The organism is Pseudomonas sp. Z003-0.4C(8344-21), from assembly GCF_900104975.1.
Taxonomy (GTDB): Bacteria; Pseudomonadota; Gammaproteobacteria; order Pseudomonadales; family Pseudomonadaceae; genus Aquipseudomonas; species Aquipseudomonas granadensis.
In genome coordinates this window covers 932,090-955,000 of record NZ_LT629756.1, presented here as the reverse complement: position 1 = coordinate 955,000, position 22,911 = coordinate 932,090, and the positions used below count along the sequence as shown (strand labels likewise).

23 protein-coding genes (1 of these 23 running past the window's edge) are annotated in these 22,911 nt (G+C 59.5%); 10 read left to right on the top strand and 13 right to left on the bottom strand.

Going from position 1 to position 22,911, the window contains the following annotated elements; translation table 11 throughout:
• On the bottom strand, window positions 1–1,149 hold the 5' portion of the coding sequence (gene tyrS, locus BLU24_RS04390; protein ID WP_093097837.1) for a tyrosine--tRNA ligase. 51 nt of this gene lie to the left of the window's left edge; 1,149 of the gene's 1,200 nt are visible here — the first part of the coding sequence; the start codon lies at window positions 1,147–1,149; the stop codon falls past the left edge of the window.
• Between the two features lie 212 nt (window positions 1,150–1,361).
• On the opposite strand from tyrS, the gene BLU24_RS04385 reads away from it, so the two are divergent.
• Together BLU24_RS04385 and BLU24_RS04380 are read left to right on the top strand one after the other, a co-directional pair.
• The gene (locus BLU24_RS04385) at window positions 1,362–2,789 is read left to right on the top strand and encodes a peptidoglycan DD-metalloendopeptidase family protein (protein WP_093097836.1); all 1,428 of its coding nucleotides are present in this window, start codon (window positions 1,362–1,364) and stop codon (window positions 2,787–2,789) included.
• A gap of 3 nt (window positions 2,790–2,792) precedes the next feature.
• Window positions 2,793–3,884 (top strand): anhydro-N-acetylmuramic acid kinase, encoded by a 1,092-nt coding sequence (locus BLU24_RS04380; protein ID WP_093097835.1) that lies wholly within the window; start codon window positions 2,793–2,795, stop codon window positions 3,882–3,884.
• 91 nt (window positions 3,885–3,975) lie between these two features.
• Here the strand turns inward: BLU24_RS04380 and erpA are convergent, their stop codons facing one another.
• Window positions 3,976–4,326 carry an iron-sulfur cluster insertion protein ErpA gene (gene erpA / locus BLU24_RS04375; RefSeq protein WP_007918905.1) on the bottom strand — a complete coding sequence of 117 codons (351 nt, stop codon included), beginning with the start codon at window positions 4,324–4,326 and terminating at the stop codon, window positions 3,976–3,978.
• A 147-nt stretch (window positions 4,327–4,473) separates the two neighbouring features.
• Window positions 4,474–5,508, bottom strand: a complete 1,035-nt coding sequence (gene argC, locus BLU24_RS04370; protein ID WP_093097834.1) for an N-acetyl-gamma-glutamyl-phosphate reductase — start codon at window positions 5,506–5,508, stop codon at window positions 4,474–4,476.
• 134 nt (window positions 5,509–5,642) lie between these two features.
• On the opposite strand from argC, the gene hemJ reads away from it, so the two are divergent.
• From hemJ to coq7, 6 genes are all read left to right on the top strand, one after another.
• Window positions 5,643–6,071, top strand: a complete 429-nt coding sequence (gene hemJ / locus BLU24_RS04365) for a protoporphyrinogen oxidase HemJ (protein ID WP_090286791.1) — start codon at window positions 5,643–5,645, stop codon at window positions 6,069–6,071.
• Window positions 6,072–6,103: 32 nt separating this feature from the next.
• Window positions 6,104–7,072, top strand: coding sequence for an NAD(P)H-dependent flavin oxidoreductase (locus tag BLU24_RS04360; protein WP_093097832.1), 969 nt, complete (start codon window positions 6,104–6,106; stop codon window positions 7,070–7,072).
• A gap of 78 nt (window positions 7,073–7,150) precedes the next feature.
• Window positions 7,151–8,101 (top strand): DUF805 domain-containing protein, encoded by a 951-nt coding sequence (locus BLU24_RS04355; RefSeq protein WP_093097830.1) that lies wholly within the window; start codon window positions 7,151–7,153, stop codon window positions 8,099–8,101.
• A gap of 61 nt (window positions 8,102–8,162) precedes the next feature.
• Window positions 8,163–8,951 (top strand): SDR family NAD(P)-dependent oxidoreductase, encoded by a 789-nt coding sequence (locus BLU24_RS04350; protein WP_093097827.1) that lies wholly within the window; start codon window positions 8,163–8,165, stop codon window positions 8,949–8,951.
• Between the two features lie 56 nt (window positions 8,952–9,007).
• A complete protein-coding gene (locus tag BLU24_RS04345; RefSeq protein WP_017128660.1) occupies window positions 9,008–9,346 on the top strand; it encodes a histidine triad nucleotide-binding protein in 339 nt (112 codons plus the stop codon).
• A gap of 190 nt (window positions 9,347–9,536) precedes the next feature.
• Window positions 9,537–10,184 (top strand): 2-polyprenyl-3-methyl-6-methoxy-1,4-benzoquinone monooxygenase, encoded by a 648-nt coding sequence (gene coq7 / locus BLU24_RS04340; RefSeq protein WP_090286800.1) that lies wholly within the window; start codon window positions 9,537–9,539, stop codon window positions 10,182–10,184.
• A 118-nt stretch (window positions 10,185–10,302) separates the two neighbouring features.
• On the opposite strand, the gene speD is transcribed toward coq7, so the two are convergent.
• Both speD and BLU24_RS04330 read right to left on the bottom strand, forming a co-directional pair.
• The gene (speD, locus tag BLU24_RS04335) at window positions 10,303–11,097 is read right to left on the bottom strand and encodes an adenosylmethionine decarboxylase (RefSeq protein ID WP_090286802.1); all 795 of its coding nucleotides are present in this window, start codon (window positions 11,095–11,097) and stop codon (window positions 10,303–10,305) included.
• A gap of 237 nt (window positions 11,098–11,334) precedes the next feature.
• Window positions 11,335–11,757, bottom strand: coding sequence for an OsmC family protein (locus tag BLU24_RS04330; RefSeq protein ID WP_003228794.1), 423 nt, complete (start codon window positions 11,755–11,757; stop codon window positions 11,335–11,337).
• Window positions 11,758–12,005: 248 nt separating this feature from the next.
• Here BLU24_RS04330 and crp point away from each other — a divergent pair, with 248 nt between their 5' ends.
• A complete protein-coding gene (gene crp / locus BLU24_RS04325) occupies window positions 12,006–12,650 on the top strand; it encodes a cAMP-activated global transcriptional regulator CRP (RefSeq protein ID WP_093097824.1) in 645 nt (214 codons plus the stop codon).
• Window positions 12,651–12,660: 10 nt separating this feature from the next.
• On the opposite strand, the gene BLU24_RS04320 is transcribed toward crp, so the two are convergent.
• From BLU24_RS04320 to BLU24_RS04305, 4 genes are all read right to left on the bottom strand, one after another.
• Window positions 12,661–13,362 carry a lipoate--protein ligase family protein gene (locus tag BLU24_RS04320; protein ID WP_093097822.1) on the bottom strand — a complete coding sequence of 234 codons (702 nt, stop codon included), beginning with the start codon at window positions 13,360–13,362 and terminating at the stop codon, window positions 12,661–12,663.
• A gap of 120 nt (window positions 13,363–13,482) precedes the next feature.
• A complete protein-coding gene (gene trpC, locus BLU24_RS04315; protein WP_093097820.1) occupies window positions 13,483–14,322 on the bottom strand; it encodes an indole-3-glycerol phosphate synthase TrpC in 840 nt (279 codons plus the stop codon).
• Window positions 14,319–15,368 (bottom strand): anthranilate phosphoribosyltransferase, encoded by a 1,050-nt coding sequence (gene trpD, locus BLU24_RS04310; protein WP_090286810.1) that lies wholly within the window; start codon window positions 15,366–15,368, stop codon window positions 14,319–14,321. Before trpD ends, trpC begins: the two co-directional genes overlap by 4 nt.
• A gap of 9 nt (window positions 15,369–15,377) precedes the next feature.
• Window positions 15,378–15,971, bottom strand: coding sequence for an aminodeoxychorismate/anthranilate synthase component II (locus tag BLU24_RS04305; protein ID WP_090286811.1), 594 nt, complete (start codon window positions 15,969–15,971; stop codon window positions 15,378–15,380).
• Window positions 15,972–16,379: 408 nt separating this feature from the next.
• Between BLU24_RS04305 and estP the strand changes: the two genes are divergently transcribed.
• Window positions 16,380–18,287, top strand: a complete 1,908-nt coding sequence (gene estP / locus BLU24_RS04300) for an esterase EstP (protein ID WP_093097817.1) — start codon at window positions 16,380–16,382, stop codon at window positions 18,285–18,287.
• Between the two features lie 166 nt (window positions 18,288–18,453).
• On the opposite strand, the gene trpE is transcribed toward estP, so the two are convergent.
• The 4 genes from trpE to BLU24_RS04280 all read right to left on the bottom strand — a co-directional run bounded on the left by trpE (window position 18,454) and on the right by BLU24_RS04280 (window position 22,755).
• Window positions 18,454–19,932 (bottom strand): anthranilate synthase component I, encoded by a 1,479-nt coding sequence (gene trpE / locus BLU24_RS04295; RefSeq protein ID WP_093097815.1) that lies wholly within the window; start codon window positions 19,930–19,932, stop codon window positions 18,454–18,456.
• A gap of 70 nt (window positions 19,933–20,002) precedes the next feature.
• On the bottom strand, window positions 20,003–20,821 hold the full coding sequence (locus BLU24_RS04290) for a phosphoglycolate phosphatase (RefSeq protein WP_093097813.1): 819 nt from the start codon (window positions 20,819–20,821) through the stop codon (window positions 20,003–20,005).
• Window positions 20,818–21,492, bottom strand: coding sequence for a ribulose-phosphate 3-epimerase (gene rpe, locus BLU24_RS04285; protein ID WP_007918813.1), 675 nt, complete (start codon window positions 21,490–21,492; stop codon window positions 20,818–20,820). Before rpe ends, BLU24_RS04290 begins: the two co-directional genes overlap by 4 nt.
• A 114-nt stretch (window positions 21,493–21,606) precedes the next feature.
• Window positions 21,607–22,755 carry an iron-containing alcohol dehydrogenase gene (locus tag BLU24_RS04280; protein WP_093097810.1) on the bottom strand — a complete coding sequence of 383 codons (1,149 nt, stop codon included), beginning with the start codon at window positions 22,753–22,755 and terminating at the stop codon, window positions 21,607–21,609.
• Window positions 22,756–22,911: the final 156 nt, after the last annotated feature.

Genomic DNA, 22,911 nt, shown 5'->3' with positions numbered 1-22,911 from the left:
AACGTGGGTCGCACCCAGTGCATATATAAAGGAGCGATCAACCACTTCACCATCAACGCGAACACCGCCAGACGCCAGGAGGTCACGCGCAGCCGCCGAGTTCTTCACCAGCCCTGCCTTATTAAGGACAGCGGCAATCGGCATATCCTCAGCGGAAGCCATTTCGATCTCCGGCAAGTCATCCGGCAGCTCGCCATCCTTCATGCGGTTACCTGCAGCACGGTGAGCATTGGCCGCAGCCTCTTCACCATGGAAACGCGCGACGATTTCTTCAGCCAGCTTGATTTTGACGTCACGCGGATTGGCACCCGCCTCGACATCAGCTCGCAATGCATTGATTTCATCCATCGAACGGAAGCTGAGCAGCTCGAAGTAGCGCCACATCAGCGCATCCGGAATCGAAACCAGCTTGCTGTACATGACACCCGGCGCTTCCTGGATACCGACGTAATTGCCCAACGATTTGGACATCTTCTTCACGCCATCCAGCCCCTCGAGCAACGGCATGGTCAGAATGCATTGAGCCTCCTGACCATAACCACGTTGCAGCTCGCGCCCCATTAGCAAATTGAATTTCTGATCGGTACCGCCCAGCTCGACATCCGCACGCAGAGCCACCGAGTCGTAACCCTGCACCAGCGGATAGAGGAACTCATGAATAGCGATAGGCTGGTTGGTGGTGTAGCGCTTGTCGAAGTCATCGCGCTCGAGCATGCGTGCGACCGTGTATTGCGAAGTCAGACGAATGAAATCCGCCGGCCCCATCTGATCCATCCAGGTAGAGTTGAACGCGACTTCGGTTTTCGCCGGATCGAGAATCTTGAACACCTGAGTCTTGTACGTCTCGGCGTTTTCCAGAACCTGCTCGCGAGTCAACGGCGGGCGTGTAGCGCTCTTGCCACTCGGATCACCGATCATCCCGGTGAAATCACCGATAAGGAAGATCACCTGATGCCCCAGTTCCTGGAACTGACGCAGCTTATTAATAAGCACGGTGTGGCCCAGATGCAGATCCGGCGCGGTCGGATCGAAACCAGCCTTGATACGCAGCGGCTGGCCGCGCTTGAGCTTCTCGATCAGCTCGGACTCGACCAGTAGTTCTTCCGCACCACGTTTTATCAGCGCTAGCTGCTCTTCAACCGACTTCATAACAGACCCGCAAGGCTCAGATTCAAAGGGAACCAACCATACAATATCGCGCACCAATTACAAGTTTTGCCCGGCGCACGGCCACCAATCCACAGACTCACTGTCTGTAGACTTGCTTCAGAGATGATTTGGTTATATTTTATACAGTTATTTCATCTTCATCATGTCATTCATCTTTTCCAATTCATCATTTTTCAAAGTCAAAATTACCTATGACCACAGAACCGTCTAAAGCGCCCCCGCTTTACCCGAAGACCCACCTGCTTGCAGCAAGTGGAATCGCCGCCCTTCTCAGCCTGGCGCTCCTGGTATTCCCTTCCAGTGATGTAGAAGCCAAAAAGACGACCCTGAGCCTTGAACTGGAAAGTCCTGCTGAACAACTGACACAAGATCAAGACGCTGCTGACGCGGCTCAAGCCACAAATGAACCCGTCGCATCGCCGTTTGCGCAAATCGAAAACACTGACGACAGCACCGCACAAACCGCGGATGCCGCCCCTGCCCCTGCACCTACAGTTGAAGAAAAAGTAAAAGCCCCAGGCCATCGCGAAGTCGTTGTAGCCAAGGGCGATACGCTGTCCACGCTGTTCGAAAAGGTCGGTTTGCCAGGCGCCTCTGTGCATGAAGTATTGGCCAGCGACAAACAAGCCAAACAATTCAGCCAGCTCAAGCGTGGCCAGAAGCTTGAATTCGAATTGAGTCCGGACGGCCAGTTGACCAGCCTGCACAGCAAGGTCAGCGACGTCGAAACCATCACCCTTACCCGAAATGACAAGGGCTACGCGTTCAGTCGCGTCACCGCAAAGCCGACCGTTCGTACCGCGTATGTTCACGGCGTGATCAACAGCTCGCTGTCGCAATCCGCAGCTCGTGCGGGCCTGTCGCACAGCCTGACCATGGATATGGCCAGTGTTTTCGGCTATGACGTCGACTTCGCCCAAGACATCCGTCAGGGCGACGAATTCGATGTGATCTACGAGCAGAAAGTGGTCAACGGCAAAGCAGTCGGCAACGGTCCGATCCTCTCGGCTCGCTTTACCAACCGCGGCAAGACCTACACCGCCGTGCGTTACACCAACAAGCAAGGCAACAGCAGCTATTACACCGCCGATGGCAACAGCATGCGCAAGGCGTTCATTCGCACTCCGGTGGACTTCGCTCGTATCAGCTCCAAGTTCTCGATGGGCCGCAAGCACCCGATCCTCAACAAGATCCGCGCCCACAAAGGCGTTGACTACGCAGCGCCACGCGGTACGCCAATCAAGGCTGCCGGTGACGGTAAAGTGCTGCTCGCCGGCCGCCGCGGCGGTTACGGCAACACAGTGATCATTCAGCACGGCAACACCTACCGTACGCTGTACGGTCACATGCAAGGTTTTGCCAAGGGCGTGAAAACCGGCGGTACCGTCAAGCAAGGTCAGGTGATTGGCTACATCGGCACCACGGGCCTGTCGACCGGTCCGCACTTGCACTACGAGTTCCAGGTCAACGGTGTGCACGTCGATCCACTGGGCCAGAAACTGCCAATGGCGGACCCGATTGCCAAGTCGGAACGAGCGCGGTTCCTGGCTCAGAGTCAGCCATTGATGGCACGCATGGACCAAGAAAAGGCCACCATGCTGGCCTCGAGCAAGCGTTAAATCATGGCCTTGTATATCGGGGTAATGTCCGGAACCAGTCTCGACGGGCTGGACATTGCCCTGATCGAGCAGACCTCGGCGATCAGATTGGTCGCCACCCACTACATCCCCATGCCCGACTCCCTGCGCGCCGAGCTGCTTGGCTTGTGCGCCAGCGGCCCTGACGAAATTGCCCGCTCGGCCATCGCCCAGCAACACTGGGTGAAGCTCGCCGCGCAGGGTGTACACGCGCTACTGAGCAACCAGCACCTCAAACCTGAAGCCATTCGTGCGATCGGCAGTCACGGCCAGACCATTCGCCATGAACCGGCGCGCGGTTTTACGGTGCAGATCGGCAACCCGGCCCTGCTCACCGAACTGACCGGCATCACGGTCGTCAGTGACTTCCGTAGCCGCGACGTCGCGGCCGGCGGCCAGGGTGCACCGCTGGTGCCGGCCTTTCATGAGGCTTTGTTCGAAGAGCGTACTGGCAATCAGGCAGTCTTGAATGTCGGCGGTTTCAGCAATTTGAGTCTGATCGAGCCGACCAGGCCTGTAGCCGGTTTCGACTGTGGCCCGGGGAATGTCCTGATGGACGCCTGGATTCAGCAGCAACGCGGCGAAAACTACGACCGCAATGGCGATTGGGCGAAGACAGGCACTATTGAACCTCAATTGCTGGAAGCCCTGCTCAGCGATCCGTTCTTCATCACCCAAGGACCGAAAAGCACCGGGCGCGAGGTATTCAACCTGCCCTGGCTTGAACAACACCTTTCACGTTTTCCCGCGTTTGCTGCGGAGAACGTGCAGGCCACACTGCTTGAACTGAGCGCCGTAACCATCGTCACCTCGCTGCAAAGCGCTCAAGCCAATACACAGGAGTTGCTGGTCTGCGGCGGCGGTGCACATAACTCGGCTTTAATGACACGATTGGCAGCGCTGCTACCCGACACCACCGTCGCCAGTACCGCCAGCCACGGCGTTGATCCTGACTGGGTCGAAGCGATGGCGTTCGCCTGGCTGGCTCATTGCTGCCTCGAAGGTATCGCCGCCAACCGTCCGAGCGTCACCGGTGCCCGCGGCCTCCGAGTGCTTGGCGCGATCTATCCGGCCTGAGTGAATCGCGAGACAACAAAAAACGCCGCAGAACCGTGAGGCTCTGCGGCGTTTCAGTATGCGAAGCGAAAACGCTGTAAAGACGCTGCTATCAGATCGAGAACGACGACCCGCAACCACACGTGGTGGTGGCGTTCGGGTTCTTGATCACGAACCGCGAACCTTCCAGACCTTCCTGGTAATCCACTTCCGCACCGGCCAGGTACTGGAAGCTCATCGGATCGACCACCAGACTCACGCCTTCGCGCTCGACGATGGTGTCGTCATCGGCCACATCTTCATCGAAGGTGAAACCGTATTGAAACCCTGAACAACCGCCGCCCGTAACGAATACGCGCAGCTTCAAGCGATCATTCCCCTCTTCATCGACCAGGCTCTTCACCTTGTGCGCAGCACCTTGAGTGAATTGCAAAGCCGTGGGGGTGAAGGATTCGACGCTCATGCTGACTTTCTCCCGGCGTTACGCCGCCATAATGCGTGATGACGCGCATTATCCGCTTGTCCTAGAAAATTGGTCAACTATTAGAGGAGCGGCGGCAAGCTTCAAGCGCTGAGCTTCAAGCTTGCGGCTTATAGCTCGCAGCTGCTTTCAGGGCAGCATGCCGGCGTGGGACAAACCAAAGCGTTCGTCCAGGCCAAACAGGATGTTCATGTTCTGCACTGCCTGCCCCGACGCGCCTTTAACCAGATTGTCGATGACCGACAGCACTACCACCAGGTCACCATCCTGAGGACGGTGCACCGCGATGCGGCAGACATTGGCGCCACGCACGCTACGGGTTTCGGGATGGCTGCCGGCCGGCATCACATCGACGAACGGTTCGTTGGCATAGCGTTTTTCGAACAGCGCTTGCAGATCCACCGAACGATCAACCACGGTCGCGTAAAGCGTGGAGTGGATGCCACGGATCATCGGAGTCAGATGCGGGACGAATGTCAGACCGACCTCCTTGCCCGCCGCACGACGCAGGCCCTGGCGAATTTCCGGCAGGTGACGGTGACCTTTCACCGCATACGCCTTCATGCTTTCCGACGTTTCGGAGTACAGCGAGCCTACAGCCGCACCACGGCCGGCACCGCTGACACCGGATTTGCAGTCGGCGATCAGGCGCGAAGCGTCAGCCAGCCCGGCTTCCAGCAATGGCAGGAAACCCAGTTGCGTCGCGGTTGGATAGCAACCCGGCACCGCAATCAGACGTGCTTTTTTGATCTGCTCGCGATTGACTTCCGGCAGACCGTAGACCGCTTCATCCAGCAATTCCGGTGCGCCGTGAGGCTGGCCGTACCACTTGGCCCATTCTTCGGCGTCCTGCAGTCGGAAGTCTGCCGACAGGTCGATGACCTTGGTGCCCGCCGCCAGCAACTCACCTGCCAATGCGTGCGCAACACCGTGCGGGGTGGCGAAGAACACCACGTCGCAAGCACCGAGGGTTTTCACGTCCGGCACGCTGAACGCCAGGCCGTCGTAGTGGCCGCGCAGGTTCGGGTACATGTCAGCCACGGCCAGACCGGCCTCGGATCGGGAAGTGATGACGACCACTTCTGCCTGCGGATGCTGTGCCAACAGACGCAGCAGTTCGACACCGGTGTAACCCGTGCCGCCGACGATACCGACCTTGACCATAAACCTGCCCTCAACGAAACCACTGGAAAGCCGTCGATGATAGGGGCCGCACGCCCCTGCGACAACCGTCAAGGTGACGTGCGGACGCTCAAGCCTCTACTATCTGGCTTACCGTGAATGAGGGAATAACCAAAATGCTCTATCTGTGGATCAAAGCGTTGCATATCGTCAGTGTCGTCTGCTGGTTCGCCGGGCTGTTCTACCTGCCGCGATTGTTCGTTTATCACGCGCAAAGCGAAGACACGATCAGCAAGGAGCGCTTCAGCGTCATGGAGCGCAAGTTGTATCGGGGCATCATGGGCCCGGCGATGATTGCCACCCTGATCTTTGGCGGCTGGCTGATTTACCTCAACCCGACGATCTTCAGTCAAGGCGGCTGGATCCACGCCAAACTGACCCTGGTCGTGCTGCTGATCGGTTACCACCACATGTGTGGCGCGCAGGTCAAACGCTTCGCCCGTGGCGAAAACACCCGCAGCCATGTCTTTTATCGCTGGTTCAATGAAGTGCCGGTTCTGCTATTGCTGGCTATCGTCATTCTGGTCGTGGTCCGGCCGTTCTAGTTTCGATAACTACACCATTTCGGGGTACTCCAATGTCGCTGCCCGCTTTGCTCGAACAACGTCTGCGTCTGCCTGTGGTGGCTGCGCCGATGTTCCTGATATCCAATCCGCAACTGGTGCTCGCCTGCTGCCGCAACGGCGTGGTGGGCAGCTTTCCCGCGTTAAACCAGCGCGAAAGCAGTGGTTTCAAGGCCTGGCTGGAAGAGATCGAGGCGGGACTGGCCGCACTGGAAAACCCGGCGCCGTATGCAGTGAACCTGATCGTCCATAACAGCAATCCACGGTTGCAGGCTGACCTGAATATCTGCGTCGAGCACAAGGTGCCGATCGTAATCACCAGCCTCGGTGCGGTGAAGGAACTGGTCGACGCAGTGCACAGCTATGGCGGCCTGGTGTTCCACGATGTGACAACACGCCGGCATGCCGAGAAAGCTGCCGAAGCCGGGGTCGATGGTTTGATCGCTGTCGCAGCCGGCGCCGGCGGGCATGCCGGGACCTGGAGCCCTTTTGCACTGGTCGCCGAAATCCGCCAGTTCTTCGACAAGACGCTGCTGCTTGCAGGATGTTTGAACCACGGCCATGAGATTCTCGCTGCCCAACTGCTCGGTGCGGATTTAGCCTACTTCGGTACGCGATTTATCGGCACCAGCGAAAGTCATGCGCCTGACGCTTACAAGCAGATGCTGCTGACAGCCAAGGCCTCGGACATCATCCATACTCCAGCGGTGTCGGGAGTACCGGCCAGTTTCATGCGCCAGAGCCTGGAAGCGGCCGGTTTCGATATGGCCGCCCTGCAAGGTAAAGGCGAAGTGAATTTCGGCGACAAGCTCAAGCCGATCAGCGACGAAGCCAAAGCCTGGAAAACCGTGTGGTCGGCCGGCCAGGGCGTGGGGCAGATCGACGACTTGCCGACAGTCGATCAATTGATTGCACGACTGGACGCCGAATACCGCCAGGCGCAGAGTCGCGCAGCACAGCTACCGAGCCGCTGGCCACGCTGAGAAAAAACCGGGCCAGCGCCGTTGGCTGGCCTTACACTGCTGACCTTTCAAACAACTCGCGACAAGGATGCCTCGACCATGAGCGAACCCCGTTACAAGATCGTCTTCGATGGCGCTCTGCAGCCCGGTGTCGATCTCACCACTGCCAAACTCAATCTGGCGGATCTGTTCAAAAGCGATGTTGCCGGCATCGAGCGTCTGTTCACTGGCCGCACCGTCGCCCTCAAGCGTGACTTGTCGCACAGTGATGCGCAGACCTATCTGCAGGCGCTGAACAAGACCGGCATCGATGCGCGGATCGAAACCGAAACCGTCATCGACCTGAACCTGTCCGACGTCCACGAGCAATCCGCGGCCTTGGCGGAACCCGACTCACCTTACGCACCACCGCGCGCCAGCGTCGCTGAAAATCTGCCGGCGTTCGCCACACTCAAACCGTTCAGCTTCGAAGGGCGGATTGGCCGCCTGCGTTTTCTCGCGTGGACAATGGTCCTGAGCCTGGTGACGCTGCCGATTGTCGGCGTGTTTGCCCTGATGGCTCTGGGGCTGGTCGCGGGAGATTCCACCACCGGCCTGATCATTGGCGGGATTCTCGCTTTCTTCCTGTTCGTCGCATTCTTGATTGTCAGTATCCTGTTCAGCGTCCAGCGTCTGCATGACATTGGCTGGTCTGGCTGGCTCTGGCTGCTGAACCTGGTGCCGTTCGTGGGCAGCTTCTTTCCGCTGGTGATCATGGTCGTGCCGGGCAACACCGGTGCCAACCGTTACGGGCCACCGCCGCCACCCAACAGCACCGCCGTCAAAGTCCTGTGTTCGCTGTGGATCGTGTTCTTCGCGCTGCTCTTCGTCGGTGGAATGCTCGGTGGTATTTCGGCTATCCAGCAGGAATATGAGAGCAATCTGGAAAGCAGCTACGAGAGCGGTTCGGTGACCACCGACGAGATCGACGTGGAGGTCGAACCGCCCGTGATTTCCAGTGACGATGCAGCCGAAGCGGCGCAGCCCCCTGTAGACTCTGCGCAAGAATGAACAGCGCTCCCCGCCGTGACACCCGCGTCGCCGGCGCGGAGCTGTTGCGATGGAGAATTGCATGACCCGTTACGCTCTGATCACTGGCGCTTCCAGCGGCATCGGCCTGGCCATGGCCGAAGCGCTGGCCCGCCGCGGCCGCAGCCTGATTCTGGTGGCTCGACAGCGTGATCAGCTGGAAAGTATTGCTCTGGAGTTGACTCAACGCTTTGGCGTCGAAGTGCTGTTTCGCGCCTGCGATCTCGGCGAACCGTTGCGCCTGTCCGGTTTCCTGCTGGAGCTAGAGGAAGGCGACCGCCAGATCGATTTGCTGGTCAATTGCGCCGGCATCGGTACTTGCGGCCCGTTCCTTGCGCAAGACTGGATGACCGAGCAGGATCTGATCGAGGTGAACATCCTCGCCCTCACCCGCCTCTGCCACGCCATTGGCAACAGCATGGCGCTGCAGGGTGGCGGGCAGATCCTCAATGTCGCCTCGGTGGCGGCTTTCAGCCCCGGTCCGTGGATGAGCACTTACTACGCAAGCAAGGCTTATGTCCTGAACTTCTCCGAAGCCTTGCGCGTTGAACTCAAACAAAGCGCGGTAAAGGTTTCGGTACTCTGCCCTGGCCCGACACGCACGGCATTTTTCCGGACGGCACAGCTCAACGGTGAAAAACTCGAAGACAGCGCAAAGCTGATGAGCCCCGAAGAAGTCGCGCTGTACACCGTGCGCGCCCTCGAAAAGAACCGCGCGATCATCATTCCGGGACGACGTAACCGCTGGCTGGCCTTTTTGCCGCGGTTCGGCTCGCGCTGGCTCAACCGGACCATCGTTGGCATGGTCAACAAAGCTTATTGCCCGCGCTGAAAATTCCGAATTCAACGCGGTACACTCGACTCAGCCCCTACAACGGAGAAACAGCAGTGGATACTCTGTTCACCAAGATCATCAACCGGGAGATTCCGGCGAAGATCATTTACGAGGACGACCAGGTTCTGGCGTTCCACGACATCGCTCCACAGGCACCGGTGCATTTCCTGGTGATCCCGAAGAAACCGGTGCGCACCCTCAACGACCTGACCGAAGACGACAAGGCACTGGCCGGGCACATCCTGTTCACCGCGCAACGCCTGGCGCTGGAGCTGGGCTGCGAGGAAGGTTTCCGCGTGGTGATGAATTGCAATGAACTCGGTGGGCAGACTGTCTATCACATTCATATGCATGTACTGGGTCAGCGCCAAATGAACTGGCCGCCGGGCTGATTGACGGCAAAACCTGTGGGAGCCTGCTCGCGAAGGCTTGGGTACATTCGACATTTGAATACCAGACAGTCCGCTTTCGCGAGCAGGCTCGCTCCCACATAAAGCCTGCCCGCGCGACCAATGACCCAACGCAAACCTTCGCCGGCTGATTCGGTTAAACTGGCCGTCGAGATTTTTCCCGGAGGTCAGCATGACTACCCAACGTCACTACTCGCCGATTGACCGTCTTCTGCTGCAAGCCGATGCCGCAATGCGGACTTTGCTGCCCTTCAGTGGTCAGCCGTACCGCCCGTCACCGGCCCTCCTGCAGCCGGACACGCCAATGAGCGACGAAGACACCCGCCACGTCGCCGGCCTGATGCGCATCAACCACACCGGCGAGGTCTGCGCCCAAGCGCTGTACCAAGGGCAGGCGCTGACCGCCAAACTGCCGCAGGTACGCGAGGCCATGGAGCATGCGGCCGAAGAAGAGATCGATCACCTGGTCTGGTGCGAACAGCGTATTCATCAGTTAGGCAGCCATACCAGCGTGCTGAATCCGTTGTTTTATGGCATGTCGTTCGGGATCGGTGCGGTTGCCGGGCTGATCAGCGACAAGGTCAGCCTCGGTTTTGTCGCGGCGACCGAGCATCAGGTGTGCAAGCATCTGAACGAACACCTTGAGCAACTGCCAGCCGAGGACGAGAAGTCCCGGGCGATTCTGGAGCAGATGCGCATCGATGAAGAACATCATGCGGAGAGTGCGCTGGATGCAGGTGGTTTTCGCTTTCCGGCGCCGGTGAAATTCGGGATGAGTATCCTGGCCAAGGTGATGACCAAGAGTACTTATCGAATTTGAGACAGGTATTGCGGCTGATGGCCCCTTCGCGAGCAGGCTCGCGCCTAAAGGGGGCTGTGCTTCGGACATGAAAAAGGCGACTGCCGTGAGGGAGTCGCCTTTTTTGTGCCTGGGAATCTTACGCAGGCATGTTGCGTGCGTAGAAGATCTCGAGCATTTCGTGTTTCACCCGGTCGGTCACTTGAGCACGCTGCTCAGGGGACAGATTGCTGGTGGCGTCGCCGAACAGGTAGTTGTCCAGTTCGAAGTTCTTCAACAGCATTTTGGTGTGGAACAGATTTTCCTGATACACGTTCACGTCGGTCATCTGGTACGCGTCGCGGGTGTCTTCGGATAAGTAGTTCTGGATCGAGTTGATCTCGTGGTCGATGAAGTGCTTGTTGCCTTCAACGTCACGGGTGAAGCCGCGCACACGATAATCCACAGTCACGATGTCCGAATCGAACTGGTGAATGAGGAAGTTGAGCGCTTTAAGCGGTGAAATGACCCCACAGGTCGACACGTCGATGTCCACACGGAAAGTTGCAATACCGTCGTCCGGATGAATCTCCGGGTAGGTGTGCACCGTGATGTGACTCTTGTCGAGGTGGGCCAGGATAATTTCGGGCAACGGGCCCGGCGATTCTTCGATCTGACTGTCAGTCGGGGTCACCGGCTCTTCAGAAATCAGAATCGTGACGCTGGCGCCCTGAGGTTCGTAGTCCTGACTGGCAATGTTCAGGATGTTGGCACCAATGATCTCGACAACTTCCGTGAGAATCTGCGTCAGGCGTTTCGCGTTGTACTCTTGATTGATGTACTCGACGTAAGCCTGCTGGTCTTGCGGGGTTTCCGCATAGCAGATGTCATAGATGTTGAAGCTCAAGGTCTTTGTCAGGTTATTGAACCCGTGGAGCTTGAGTTTGCTTTTCACCGTTAAAAACTCTCTATGTATGCGGCCCGGCCGCGTGATCAAGCATGCCCGTCAAGTGCGAACGACGCACCTGCGTAGGACGGTTAACACCTCTTCGCGATGGCGATTTTGGTTGTCTGTTCAGGCGGATGACCCGTCGGCTGACCGATCACTGCCCTGAAAAAAGTGGCGCATTATGCAGACGTCAGCGGGGGATCGCCAGAGTCTGCACTGCTTTTATGATAGTTGAATGTCGGTTCAACCGAGTTCGACGATTTCGTAATCGTGGGTAATCGCCACGCCAGCCGCACCGAGCATGATCGACGCCGAGCAATACTTCTCGGCGGACAGCTCGATGGCACGCTTGACCTGGGCTTCTTTCAGGCCACGACCCTTGACGACGAAATGCATGTGGATCTTGGTAAAGACCTTGGGATCTTCGGTGGCGCGCTCGGCTTCCAGAAACGCTTCGCAGCTCTCAACAGCCTGACGCGACTTCTTGAGGATGCTGACCACGTCGAAGTTGCTGCAACCGCCGACACCCAGCAGGAGCATCTCCATCGGCCGAACACCGAGATTACGGCCACCGGCGTCCGGCGGACCGTCCATCACCACGACATGACCGCTACCGGATTCACCGAGGAACATGGCTTCGCCCGCCCATTGGATGCGTGCCTTCATCGCCCAGACTCCACTGTAAAAAAAGGGTCGCCAGCTTAGCACAGCGATTTGCCCCAACAGGAGCGGCGTCCCAGGACGCACGCCTCTGGCCTGTAGGTAATTTCTCGAATTTGCGACGAAGTGTCTGTTAAGCTGGCGCCAATTCGCTGGCGCCCATGTCAGCCCGTTTCGTCAGCTGTTGCAGCGACCCTCTTCAGCGCCTCATAAAAAAACCAAACATCACCGTGCAGTCTTTTCGGGATACAACCATGGTTGCTATTACCCCCACATCCAGAATCAAGAATCTCGACAAGTTGTTGATGCATTGTCAGCGCCGTCGCCATGCAGCCAAGAGCAACATCATCTGTGCCGGCGATCGCTCGGACACGCTGTATTTCATCATCAAAGGCTCGGTGACGATTCTGATCGAGGACGATGACGGCCGCGAAATGATCATTGCGTACCTCAACGCCGGGGATTTCTTTGGTGAACTGGGCCTGTTCGAGCAGGCCGGCCAGGAGCAGGAGCGCAGCGCCTGGGTAAGGGCCAAGGTCGAATGCGAAACCGCAGAAATCAGCTACGCCAAGTTCCGCGAATTGTCGCAGCAGGACCCGGACATTCTTTACGTACTCAGCGGACAGATCGCACAACGCCTGCGCAATACCACGCGCAAGGTCGGCGACCTGGCCTTCTTCGACGTCACCGGTCGCGTGGCCCGCTGCCTGCTCGAGCTGTGCAAGCAACCGGACGCCATGACCCACCCGGACGGCATGCAGATCAAGGTGACGCGTCAGGAAATCGGGCGGATCGTGGGTTGTTCGCGGGAGATGGTCGGTCGCGTGCTCAAGGATCTGGAAGAACGCAACCTGGTCGATGTGAAAGGCAAGACCATGGTGGTCTTCGGTACGCGCTGAATCCTGAAAATCAGGTGCTGTAGATCTGCGCCAGCATCAGACGAAACAGTTCATCGAGACGCGCCAAAGCCTGTGGCGCGTTGAATTTCTCATGCAGGGCGATGTGGCTTTGCGCTCGTACCCGTTGCTCCAGGCCGCAGGCCTCGTTGAAGCGATTGACCGCTGCAACCATCGATTCACGCTCGTCATCCATCAACATCGCACCGTGCACCAGCCCGACCGGACGCTGGCCGCCCTGACTCTGACGCCAGCGCTGCGCGGTGCCGACCATTTTGCGTCCATCCAGATTGACGTTGAAGCGTCCGTCGCAGAACGCACCGTCAATTTCGCCCAGCGAAGACGTGCCGCCTAATTCATCGAGCAACTGACAGATCGGATCGCACAAACGTCGGTAGCCGGTTTCGATACGATTGAGATCGCCCTCGCTGCGCGGCGGCGCGTAAACCAGCGCGATGTTGATCGTCGCGGCGGATTGCGGGACCGGCTCGCCGCCGGTTTCGCGCAGCAGCACCGGCCATCCGGCCGCAGCGGAGACTTCGCAGGCGTGGTCGAAACCGGGTAACCGGTTGAGGCGGCGCGGCATGACCAGCGCGCGGTCGCTGGGTTGCCAGAACAGCAGACCGAATTCCGCGTCGCCGGCGCACACCGAGGCCAACAGATCTTGCTCGGCTTGCAGGCCGGCTTCGATGGTCAGGGGGATTGGCGGCGACATGCGGGACTCCGGTAGATTAGACATCTTTAGCGGATTTTAAGGCCTCATCGCGAGCGGGCTCACTCCTACAGGGGAACGCGTTCCAAATGTAGGAGTGAGCCTGCTCGCGATGGCGTCGAATCAGTCGAGGGTCGAGCCGCTGACTACCGGGCCGCCACGCTCCGGGAAGAACAGACGCTGCAGCTCGGTGCCCGGGCTTTCCGCACGCATGAACGCCTCGCCAACCAGAAACGCGTACACGTCGCTGATTTCCATCAGCTCGACATCGGCACGATTGAGAATGCCGCTCTCGGTGATCACCAGGCGATCTCGGGGAATGCGTGGCAGCAGATCCAGCGTGGTCTCCAGGCTGACGTCGAAGGTATGCAGATTGCGGTTGTTGACCCCGATCAGTGGCGTATCGAGTGTCTTCAAGGCGCGTTCGAGCTCATCGCCATCGTGCACTTCCACCAGTACATCGAGGCCGACGCTTTTTGCCACCGCAGCCAGTTCGGCCATCTTCACGTCATCCAGTGCGGAGACGATCAGCAGCACGCAGTCCGCGCCCAGTGCGCGGGCTTCGACGATCTGATACGGGTCGATCATGAAATCCTTGCGGATCACTGGTAGCTTGCACGCGGCACGGGCCTGTTGCAGATACGCATCGGCGCCCTGGAAATAGTCGATGTCAGTCAGCACCGACAGACAGGTCGCCCCGCCCTTCTCGTAGCTTTTGGCGATATCGGCGGGAACGAAGTCTTCGCGGATCACGCCTTTGCTCGGCGAGGCCTTTTTGATCTCGGCAATCACCGCTGGCTGTTTCTTCTTCGCTTGCGTCAGCAACGCCTGGGCGAAACCACGGGATGCATCGGCCGACTTGGCCAGAGTCTCCAGCTCGGCGAGGCTGACGCGGGCGCTACGCTCGGCCACTTCCTCGACTTTGCGGGCGAGAATCTTTTCCAGAACCGTCGGTACACTCATCCTTCATTCTCCACTTTGAATACCGCGGTAAAGGCACCCAGCTCCTCGAGTTTCTCCCGAGCGAGGCCGGTGTGCAAAGCGTCGTGCGCAAGCTCCACGCCCTGTTTCAAACTGCTGGCCAGGTCGGCGGCGTACAACGCAGCACCGGCATTGAGCACGATCATCTCGGCGGCTTTCTGACCGTTTTCGGTTTTGCGCTTGCCGAGGGCATCACGGATCAGCGCCAGCGACGCTTCCGGGCCTTCGACCGACAGGCCGTGCAGGCTCTGGCTCTTCATGCCGAGATCTTCCGGCTCGACCCAATATTCAGTGATTTCGTTGTTCTTCAGTTCGGCGACAAACGTCGGCGCGGCGAGACTGAATTCATCCAGCCCATCCTTCGAATGCACCACCAGCACATGCTTGCTGCCCAGACGCTGCAAGACTTCAGCCAATGGCCGGCACAGCGCCTGCGTGAACACGCCCACCACCTGATGCTTCACTCCGGCCGGATTCGTAAGCGGGCCGAGCATGTTGAACAGCGTGCGCAGGCCGAGATCGCGGCGCGGGCCGGCAGCGTATTTCATGGCTTTGTGGTGGGTCTGGGCAAACATGAAACCGATGCCGACATTGTCGATGCAACGCGCCACTTGTACCGGCGTCAGGTTCAGATAGATGCCAGCGGCTTCGAGCAAGTCCGCACTGCCGCTCTTGCCCGAGACGGCGCGGTTGCCGTGCTTGGCCACGGTGCAACCGGCTGCCGCGACAACGAAGGAAGAAGCGGTCGACACGTTGAAGATGTTCGCGCCGTCCCCACCGGTGCCGACCACATCGACCACGCCGTCGAGGGTCTTGAGTTCAACCTGATCGGCCAGTTCACGCATGACCGACACGGCGCCGACGATCTCGTCGATGCTCTCGCTTTTCATGCGCATGGCCATCATGAACGCGCCGATCTGCGCGTCGCTGCATTGGCCGGTCATGATTTCGCGCATCACATCGCGCATTTCATCGGTGCTGAGGTCGAGGTGATCGACGATACGGCTCAGGGCTGTCTTGATATTCATGCAAAGTCCTTAGCGCATGCCGCCGGTTTGTTTGAGGAAGTTGGCGAACAGTTCATGGCCCTGTTCGGTGAGGATCGACTCGGGGTGAAACTGTACGCCTTCGATGTTCAGGGTCTTGTGACGCAGGCCCATGATTTCATCAACCGAACCGTCATCGTGTTGTGTCCACGCGGTCAGCTCCAGGCAATCAGGCAAGCTCTCGTGCTTGACGATCAGCGAATGGTAGCGGGTGACGGTCAGCGGATGGTTGAGACCGTTGAATACGCCCTTGTCCTCGTGGAATACCGGGCTAGTCTTACCGTGCATCACTTGCCGCGCCCGCACTACGTCGCCGCCGAAGGCCTGACCGATGGACTGGTGGCCAAGGCAGACACCGAGAATCGGCAGCTTGCCGGCGAAGTGCTTGATCGCATCGATGGAAATGCCGGCTTCGGTCGGCGTGCACGGGCCGGGGGACACCACGATGCGCTCGGGGTTGAGCGCTTCGATTTCGGCGATGGTCAGTTCGTCGTTGCGCACCACTTTGACCTCGGCCCCCAGCTCGCCGAGGTATTGCACAACGTTGTAGGTAAAGGAGTCGTAGTTGTCGATCATCAGCAACATGGCGTGTCGAACCTCTTGAATTCTGATTTGAAAACAGCCTTCAGAACACTTGCCCGCAGGGCGCTGCACGATGTCGGACGCAGTCAGGTGCGTCGGCACAGCGGCATTTCAGACAGGCAAGGAAGGCAAAGCGATACAGATCCGGCGGGGCCGGCAGAAAAGATTCAGGCGCGCCAACGCCAGCGGGCGTGTGCCTTGATGACTTGATCCAGAAGTTTGCTGGTGATCAACACGGGGAAGGTCTCGTTCATGCGTTCCGGCACAGTAACTTAGCTGGGCAGAGCGTGCAATATGGCGGGGCCTGCGGGAGATAAAACGAGGAGACGATTCGCGACCGATGGCAAAACGCCGAGAGTTTTTGGTACTGTCGTTTCGTTCACCTACAACAATAAATAAACGGACTTGCTCATGATCAGACAGACGTTGTTTGTACCGCTGGCCGGATGCCTGCTCGCACTGGCCTGTGCTCAGGCGAATGCAGCGCCAAACCCTTATTCCAGCTTCATCGTATTTGGCGACAGCCTCAACGACGCCGGTACCTTCGCCGACGCTGGCGGCCCGGCAGGCTCGACCGAGCGTTATACCAACCGCACCGGGCCGGTCTATCAGGACGGCAGCGGTGAAGTGTATTCATTGAATTCCACCCAACTGCTCGGCGCACGCCTGGGCTTCAGTCCCGACCAGACAGCATCTTCCAGCTCGGCCGTACGTGCTGAAAATGGTCAGGCGGACGGCAACAACTGGGCGGTCGGCGGTTATCGCACTGACCAGATTCTCGATTCAATCACCAGCCAGTCGGCCACTGGCGAACGCACGCGCCCCGGCTACCTCCCATCGAACGGCTTTCGCGCCGACCCCAATGCGCTCTATTACATTTCCGGTGGCGGTAACGACTTCCTGCAGGGGCGCATTCTCAGCCTGCCCCAGGCCAACGCTGCCGCCGACCGGCTGGCCGACAGTGTGCAAACCCTGCAAACCGCCGGCGCCAAATATGTGATGGTCTGGCTCCTGCCCGATGTAGGCCTGACACCGGCTCTCAACGGTACGCCGCTGCAAGCCTTCAGCAGCACCCTTGCCAACCAGTTCAACAGCCAGTTGGTGACGCGCCTGCAGGGCATCAATGCCGAGGTCATTCCGCTGAACATTCCGGTGCTGCTCTCGGAAGTGTTCGCCGATCCGGGGCGCTTCGGTCTGGCGACCGACCAGAACCTGACCGCAACCTGTTTCAGTGGCGGCGGTTGCCCGGAGAATGCCCGTTACGGGATCAATAGCGCCACACCAGATCCGACCAAACTGATCTACAACGACGGTGTACACCCGACCGAGTCCGGGCAGAAACTGATCGCCGACTACGCCTATTCGCTGCTCGCGGCGCCGTGGGAGCTAACCCTGCTGCCGGAAATGGCCCACTCCACCGTGCGCGCGCACCAGGATGAACTGCGCAGCCAATGGCAGGCCGATTGGGAAAACTGGCAAGCGGTCGGCCAATGGCGGGCGATTGTCTCGGCGGGCGGGCAACATCTGGACGTCGACAGCCAAAGCAGCGGCGCCAGCGCCGATGGCAGTGGTTATAACCTCAACGTCGGTGGCAGCTATCGCTTGAATGACGCCTGGCGTGTTGGCGTGGCCGCAGGTTTGTACCGGCAGAATCTGGAAGCCGGGCATAACGACTCGGACTACAAACTCAACAGCTACATGGCCACGGCATTTGCCCAGTTCCAGCAGAATCGCTGGTGGGCCGACGCGGCGTTGACCGGCGGCAAACTCGACTACGACAACCTCAAGCGCAAGTTCGATCTGGGCGTCAGCGAAGCTGCCGAAAAAGGCGATACCGACGGCAGCCTGTGGGCGTTCAGCACCCGCGTCGGTTACGACATTGCCCAGCCGGGCAGCGAGTGGCACTTGTCGCCCTTCGTCAGCGCCGACTACGCCAGCGTCGATGTCGACGGCTACTCAGAGAAAAGCAACCGCGCCACGGCACTGACCTTCGACGATCAGAGCCGCGATTCGAAACGCCTCGGCCTCGGCTTGCAGGGCAAGTACAACATCACCGCGCAGACTCAGGTGTTCGGCGAATACGCCCATGAGCGCGAGTACGAAGACGATGTGCAGAAGGTCAATATCGCGCTCAACACCCTGCCGGCGAATGACTTCACCCTGGAAGGCTACACACCGGCCAGCCACTTGAACCGTCTGAGCCTGGGCGTCAGCCACAAGCTCACCGCGGATCTGGCGCTGCGCGGCGGGTACACGTTCCGCAAGGATGATGACTTCAAGCAGCAGGGGTTGAATGTCGGGGTGGTGCTCGACTTCTGAATTGCAGATGCAAAAAAGCGGCGACCTCGCAGGCGCCGCTTTTTTATGCCTCAACACAATCCAAATGTAGGAGTGAGCCTGCTCGCGATAGCGGTGGTTCAGTCAACTGATGTGTTGAATGTTATTCCGCTATCGCGAGCAGGCGAAGGCCTACAGGGGAGCTATGTCAGTCCGGGGTTTGCTCGGCCAGCGCCACGGCGCGGAACATTGCGCGGCGTTTGTTCAGGGTTTCTTCCCATTCCAGCGCCGGCACCGAGTCGGCGACGATGCCGCCACCGGCCTGCACGTGCAGTTCGCCGTTCTTGATCACTGCGGTGCGAATCGCGATCGCGGTGTCCATGTTGCCGTTCCAGGCGAAGTAACCGACCGCGCCGCCGTACACACCACGCTTGACCGGCTCGAGTTCGTCGATGATTTCCATTGCGCGGATCTTCGGCGCGCCCGACAAGGTGCCCGCCGGCAGAATCGCCCGCAGCGCATCCATCGCAGTCAGCCCGGCTTTCAACTGGCCGGTGACGTTGGAAACGATGTGCATCACGTTGGAATAACGCTCGATGACCATTTTCTCGGTGAGTTTCACCGAACCGATCTCTGAGACTCGCCCGGTATCGTTGCGGCCCAGATCGATCAGCATCAGGTGCTCGGCGATTTCCTTGTCGTCGGAGAGCAGATCCTGCTCCAGCGCCACATCGGCTTCTTCGCTGGCGCCGCGAGGGCGGGTGCCGGCGATCGGGCGCACGGTGATCAAATTGTCTTCAACGCGCACCAGCACTTCCGGCGAACTGCCGACGACATGGAAGTCGCCGAAATTGAAGAAGTACATGTACGGCGTCGGGTTGAAGCAACGCAGCGCGCGGTACAGATCGATCGGCGCAGCCTTGAAGTCGATCGACATACGCTGCGACGGCACCACTTGCATGCAGTCGCCGGCGAGGATGTATTCCTTGATGGTGTCGACGGCTTTTTCGTAATCGTTCTGGGTGAAGCTCGAGCGGAATAGCGGATCGGCTGACTGCTGCTTGCTGAAGTCCAGGCCACGACGCGGGGTGATCGGCTGGCGCAGTTGCTCGAGCAACTCCTGCAGACGCGCTTGACCTTGTTCGAAGGCATCGGCCTGCGCCGGGTCGGCCAGCACGATCGCATGCATCTTGCTGGCGAGGTTGTCGAACACCACAACGGCATCGGAAACCATCAGCAGAATGTCCGGCACGCCCAGCGGATCAGGATTCGGGCATTTGCCCAGACGTTTTTCGACATAACGCACGCAGTCGTAACCGAAGTAACCGACCAGACCACCGTTGAAACGCGGCAGGCCGGCAATGGTCGGCACGTTGTAGCGCGCCTTGAAGGTTTCGACGAAGGCCAATGGATCTTCAACGTCATGGCTTTCGGTCTCGACGCCATCAACGGTGATGCTGACATGATGGTCGTGCACACGCAGAACGGTGCGGCACGGCAGGCCGATCATCGAGTAACGGCCCCATTTCTCGCCGCCCTGCACTGATTCGAGCAGGTAGGTATTGGGCTGGTCGGCCAGTTTCAGGTAGATCGACAGCGGTGTGTCGAAGTCGGCCAGGGTTTCGCAGGCCAGCGGAATGCGGTTGTAGCCGTCAGCGGCCAAGCGCAGGAATTCTTCGCGGATCATGAGGTGCCTCGTGGTGTGAGGGGCAATCGGTCAGGTATGCAAACGCGCCGGCAGGCCGGCCAGGAACAAGTCAGGCGCGCCAACGCCAGCGGGCCAGGGCCTTGATGACTTTCATCCAGAGTTTGCGAGTGACCACCACGATGGCGTTTCCAGAACGGGATTGAGCAGCGTCGGGCAACGTTATCTCAGCGGCCGTACCGAGGCAACCGGGAATTAGCTCGCGCAGATTGTCGATCACCAGTGCTGGCGATTCTTCGGCGATCGGCCGGCCATGGTTATAGCCGTAACTCAGCGCGACACACTTGACCCCCGCCGCTTTCGCCGCCAGCACATCGCTGCGCGAGTCGCCGACGAACAACGATTGCGAGGCCGGAATATTGGCCATTTTCATCACGAAGAACAGCGCCGCTGGATCGGGCTTCTGCTGCGGCAAGGTATCGCCGCCAATGATCCATTTGAAATAGCGACCGATCTTCATCTGATCCAGCAGCGGCGCGACGAAGCGCTCCGGCTTGTTGGTGATCAGCGCCATAACCACGCCTTGCTTGTGCAGCCATTTCAAGGTGTCGCGCACACCGGGATAGACCACGGTCAGCTCATGGCTGGCGCCGTAGGCCTGCATGAAAATTTCCAGCGCGCGTTCGGCCTCGGCATTGTCCACCGCCGAATGATCGATACCGCCGGCCAGCGCCCGACGCACCAGCACCGGCGCGCCGTTGCCGACCCACTGCCGTACCGCGTCGATGCCCGCAGGCTCGCGACCGAGGGTGAGCAGCATGTTGTCCACCGCCGCTGCCAGGTCGGGAACCGAATCGATCAGCGTGCCATCCAGATCGAACATCACCAGCCGTGGCAGTTTCCCCGGGAACAGCTGCTCGAACCCGCTCATGGGCGGGCCAGCGCCAGTTCGGAGCGCATCTTGTCGATGACTTCCTGATAGTTCGGTGCATTGAAGATCGCCGAGCCGGCAACAAAGGTGTCGGCGCCAGCCGCGGCGATTTCACGGATGTTGTTGACGTTGACGCCACCGTCGATTTCCAGACGGATATCACGCCCGGAGGCATCGATGATCGCCCGCGCTTCGCGCAATTTGTCGAGGGTACCGGGAATGAACTTCTGCCCGCCGAAGCCTGGGTTGACGCTCATCAGCAGGACCATGTCGACCTTGTCGATCACGTACTTGAGCACGTCCAGCGGGGTCGCCGGGTTGAACACCAGACCGGATTTGCAGCCGCCTTCGCGGATCAGTTGCAGCGAGCGATCGACGTGCAGCGTGGCTTCGGGGTGGAAGGTGATGTAGGTGGCGCCGGCCTCGATAAAGTCACCGACGATGCGATCCACCGGGCTGACCATCAGGTGTGCGTCGATCGGCGCGGTCACGCCGTACTTGCGCAACGCCGCGCAGACCATCGGGCCGATGGTCAGGTTCGGCACGTAGTGGTTGTCCATGACGTCGAAGTGGACGAAGTCGGCGCCGGCGGCGAGAACGTTGTCCACTTCCTCGCCGAGGCGGGCGAAGTCGGCGGAGAGGATCGACGGAGCAATTACGAAGGGCTGCATGACGCACCTGTGCTGAGCTAAATCACGATGGCGCGCATTGTATACCTCAAGTTTGTGCGCACGCACCGTGACCGCGATGATTGGGTTGTGCCATGCCGCCGGTTCGGCAGTGACTCAGTAGGCCGCGCGGTAGATCTTCTCGATGTCCGCGGCGCTGAGCTTGCGCGGGTTGTTGCGCATCAGCCGTTCGATCCCGGCGGCCTCCACGGCCATCGCCGGTATCGCCTCTTCCGGCACGCCGAAACTGCGCAACCCGGCCGGGATTTCCACCGCCGCGCACAAGTCGGCCATCGCCTGCACGGCTTTGTCCGCCGCTTCGGCCGCACTCAGATGCGCAGTCTTCAGCCCCATGGCTTCGGCGATATCCTGCATCCGTTCGACGCAGGCCATCTTGTTCCAGGTCATCACATACGGCAGCAGCAAGGCGTTGCTCACGCCGTGCGCGATGTTGAAGCGCCCGCCCAGTGGATACGCCAGCGCATGCACCGCGCCGACCCCGGCATTGCCGAACGCCATGCCGGCCATGAGGCTGGCGGTGGCCATGTCTTCGCGGGCTTGCAGGTTGGCGCCGTTGGCGTAGGCCTTGGGCAAGGCGCTGGCGATCAGTTTGATGGCGCCGATGGCCAGGGAGTCGGTGATCGGCGAGGCATTCACCGACAAATAGGATTCGATGGCATGCACCAGCGCATCGACACCGCTGGCGGCAGTGACGCTGCGCGGGCAGGTCAGGGTCATCTGCGGGCTGACCAGCGCCACGTCCGGTAACAGATAGTCGCTGACGATGCCTTTCTTCAGTTGCGCGACCTTGTCGGAAAGAATCGCCACGTTGGTCACCTCGGAACCGGTGCCGGCGGTGGTCGGGATGGCGATCAGCGGCGGGCCTTTGCGCGGCACCTGGTCGACGCCGAACAGATCTTCCAGCGCACCGTGGTAACCGGCGTAGGCGGCAACACTCTTGGCGATGTCGATGGCACTGCCGCCACCGAGTCCGATTAAGCCGTCATGCCCGCCTTCGCGATAGGCGCGCATGCAGTCTTCGACAATGGCAATTTCCGGATCGGGCAGTACGCGGTCGAAGAGCTCGTAGTCACGCCCGCCGAGTTGCGCCAGCGCAAGCTCCACGGTGCCGGACTGGACCAGCGCGGCGTCGGTCACGATCAGTGGGTTATCAACATCGAGGCGGGTGAGTTCGGCGGCCAGTTGTTCGATGGCTGCGGCACCGGTGATCAGTTTGTGAGCGATTTTGAACTGGGACAGATTCATTGGGCGCAGCCTCTTATAGTCAGGGGAGCTGGGCACAAGATTAGCTGGGGATTTGGGGTTGTCTGCTATTCAGTTGGTGAATGCTGGATAAGGGCAAGATCAAGAGCCCCTCACCCTAACCCTCTCCCGGAGGGAGAGGGGACTGACCGCGGTGGA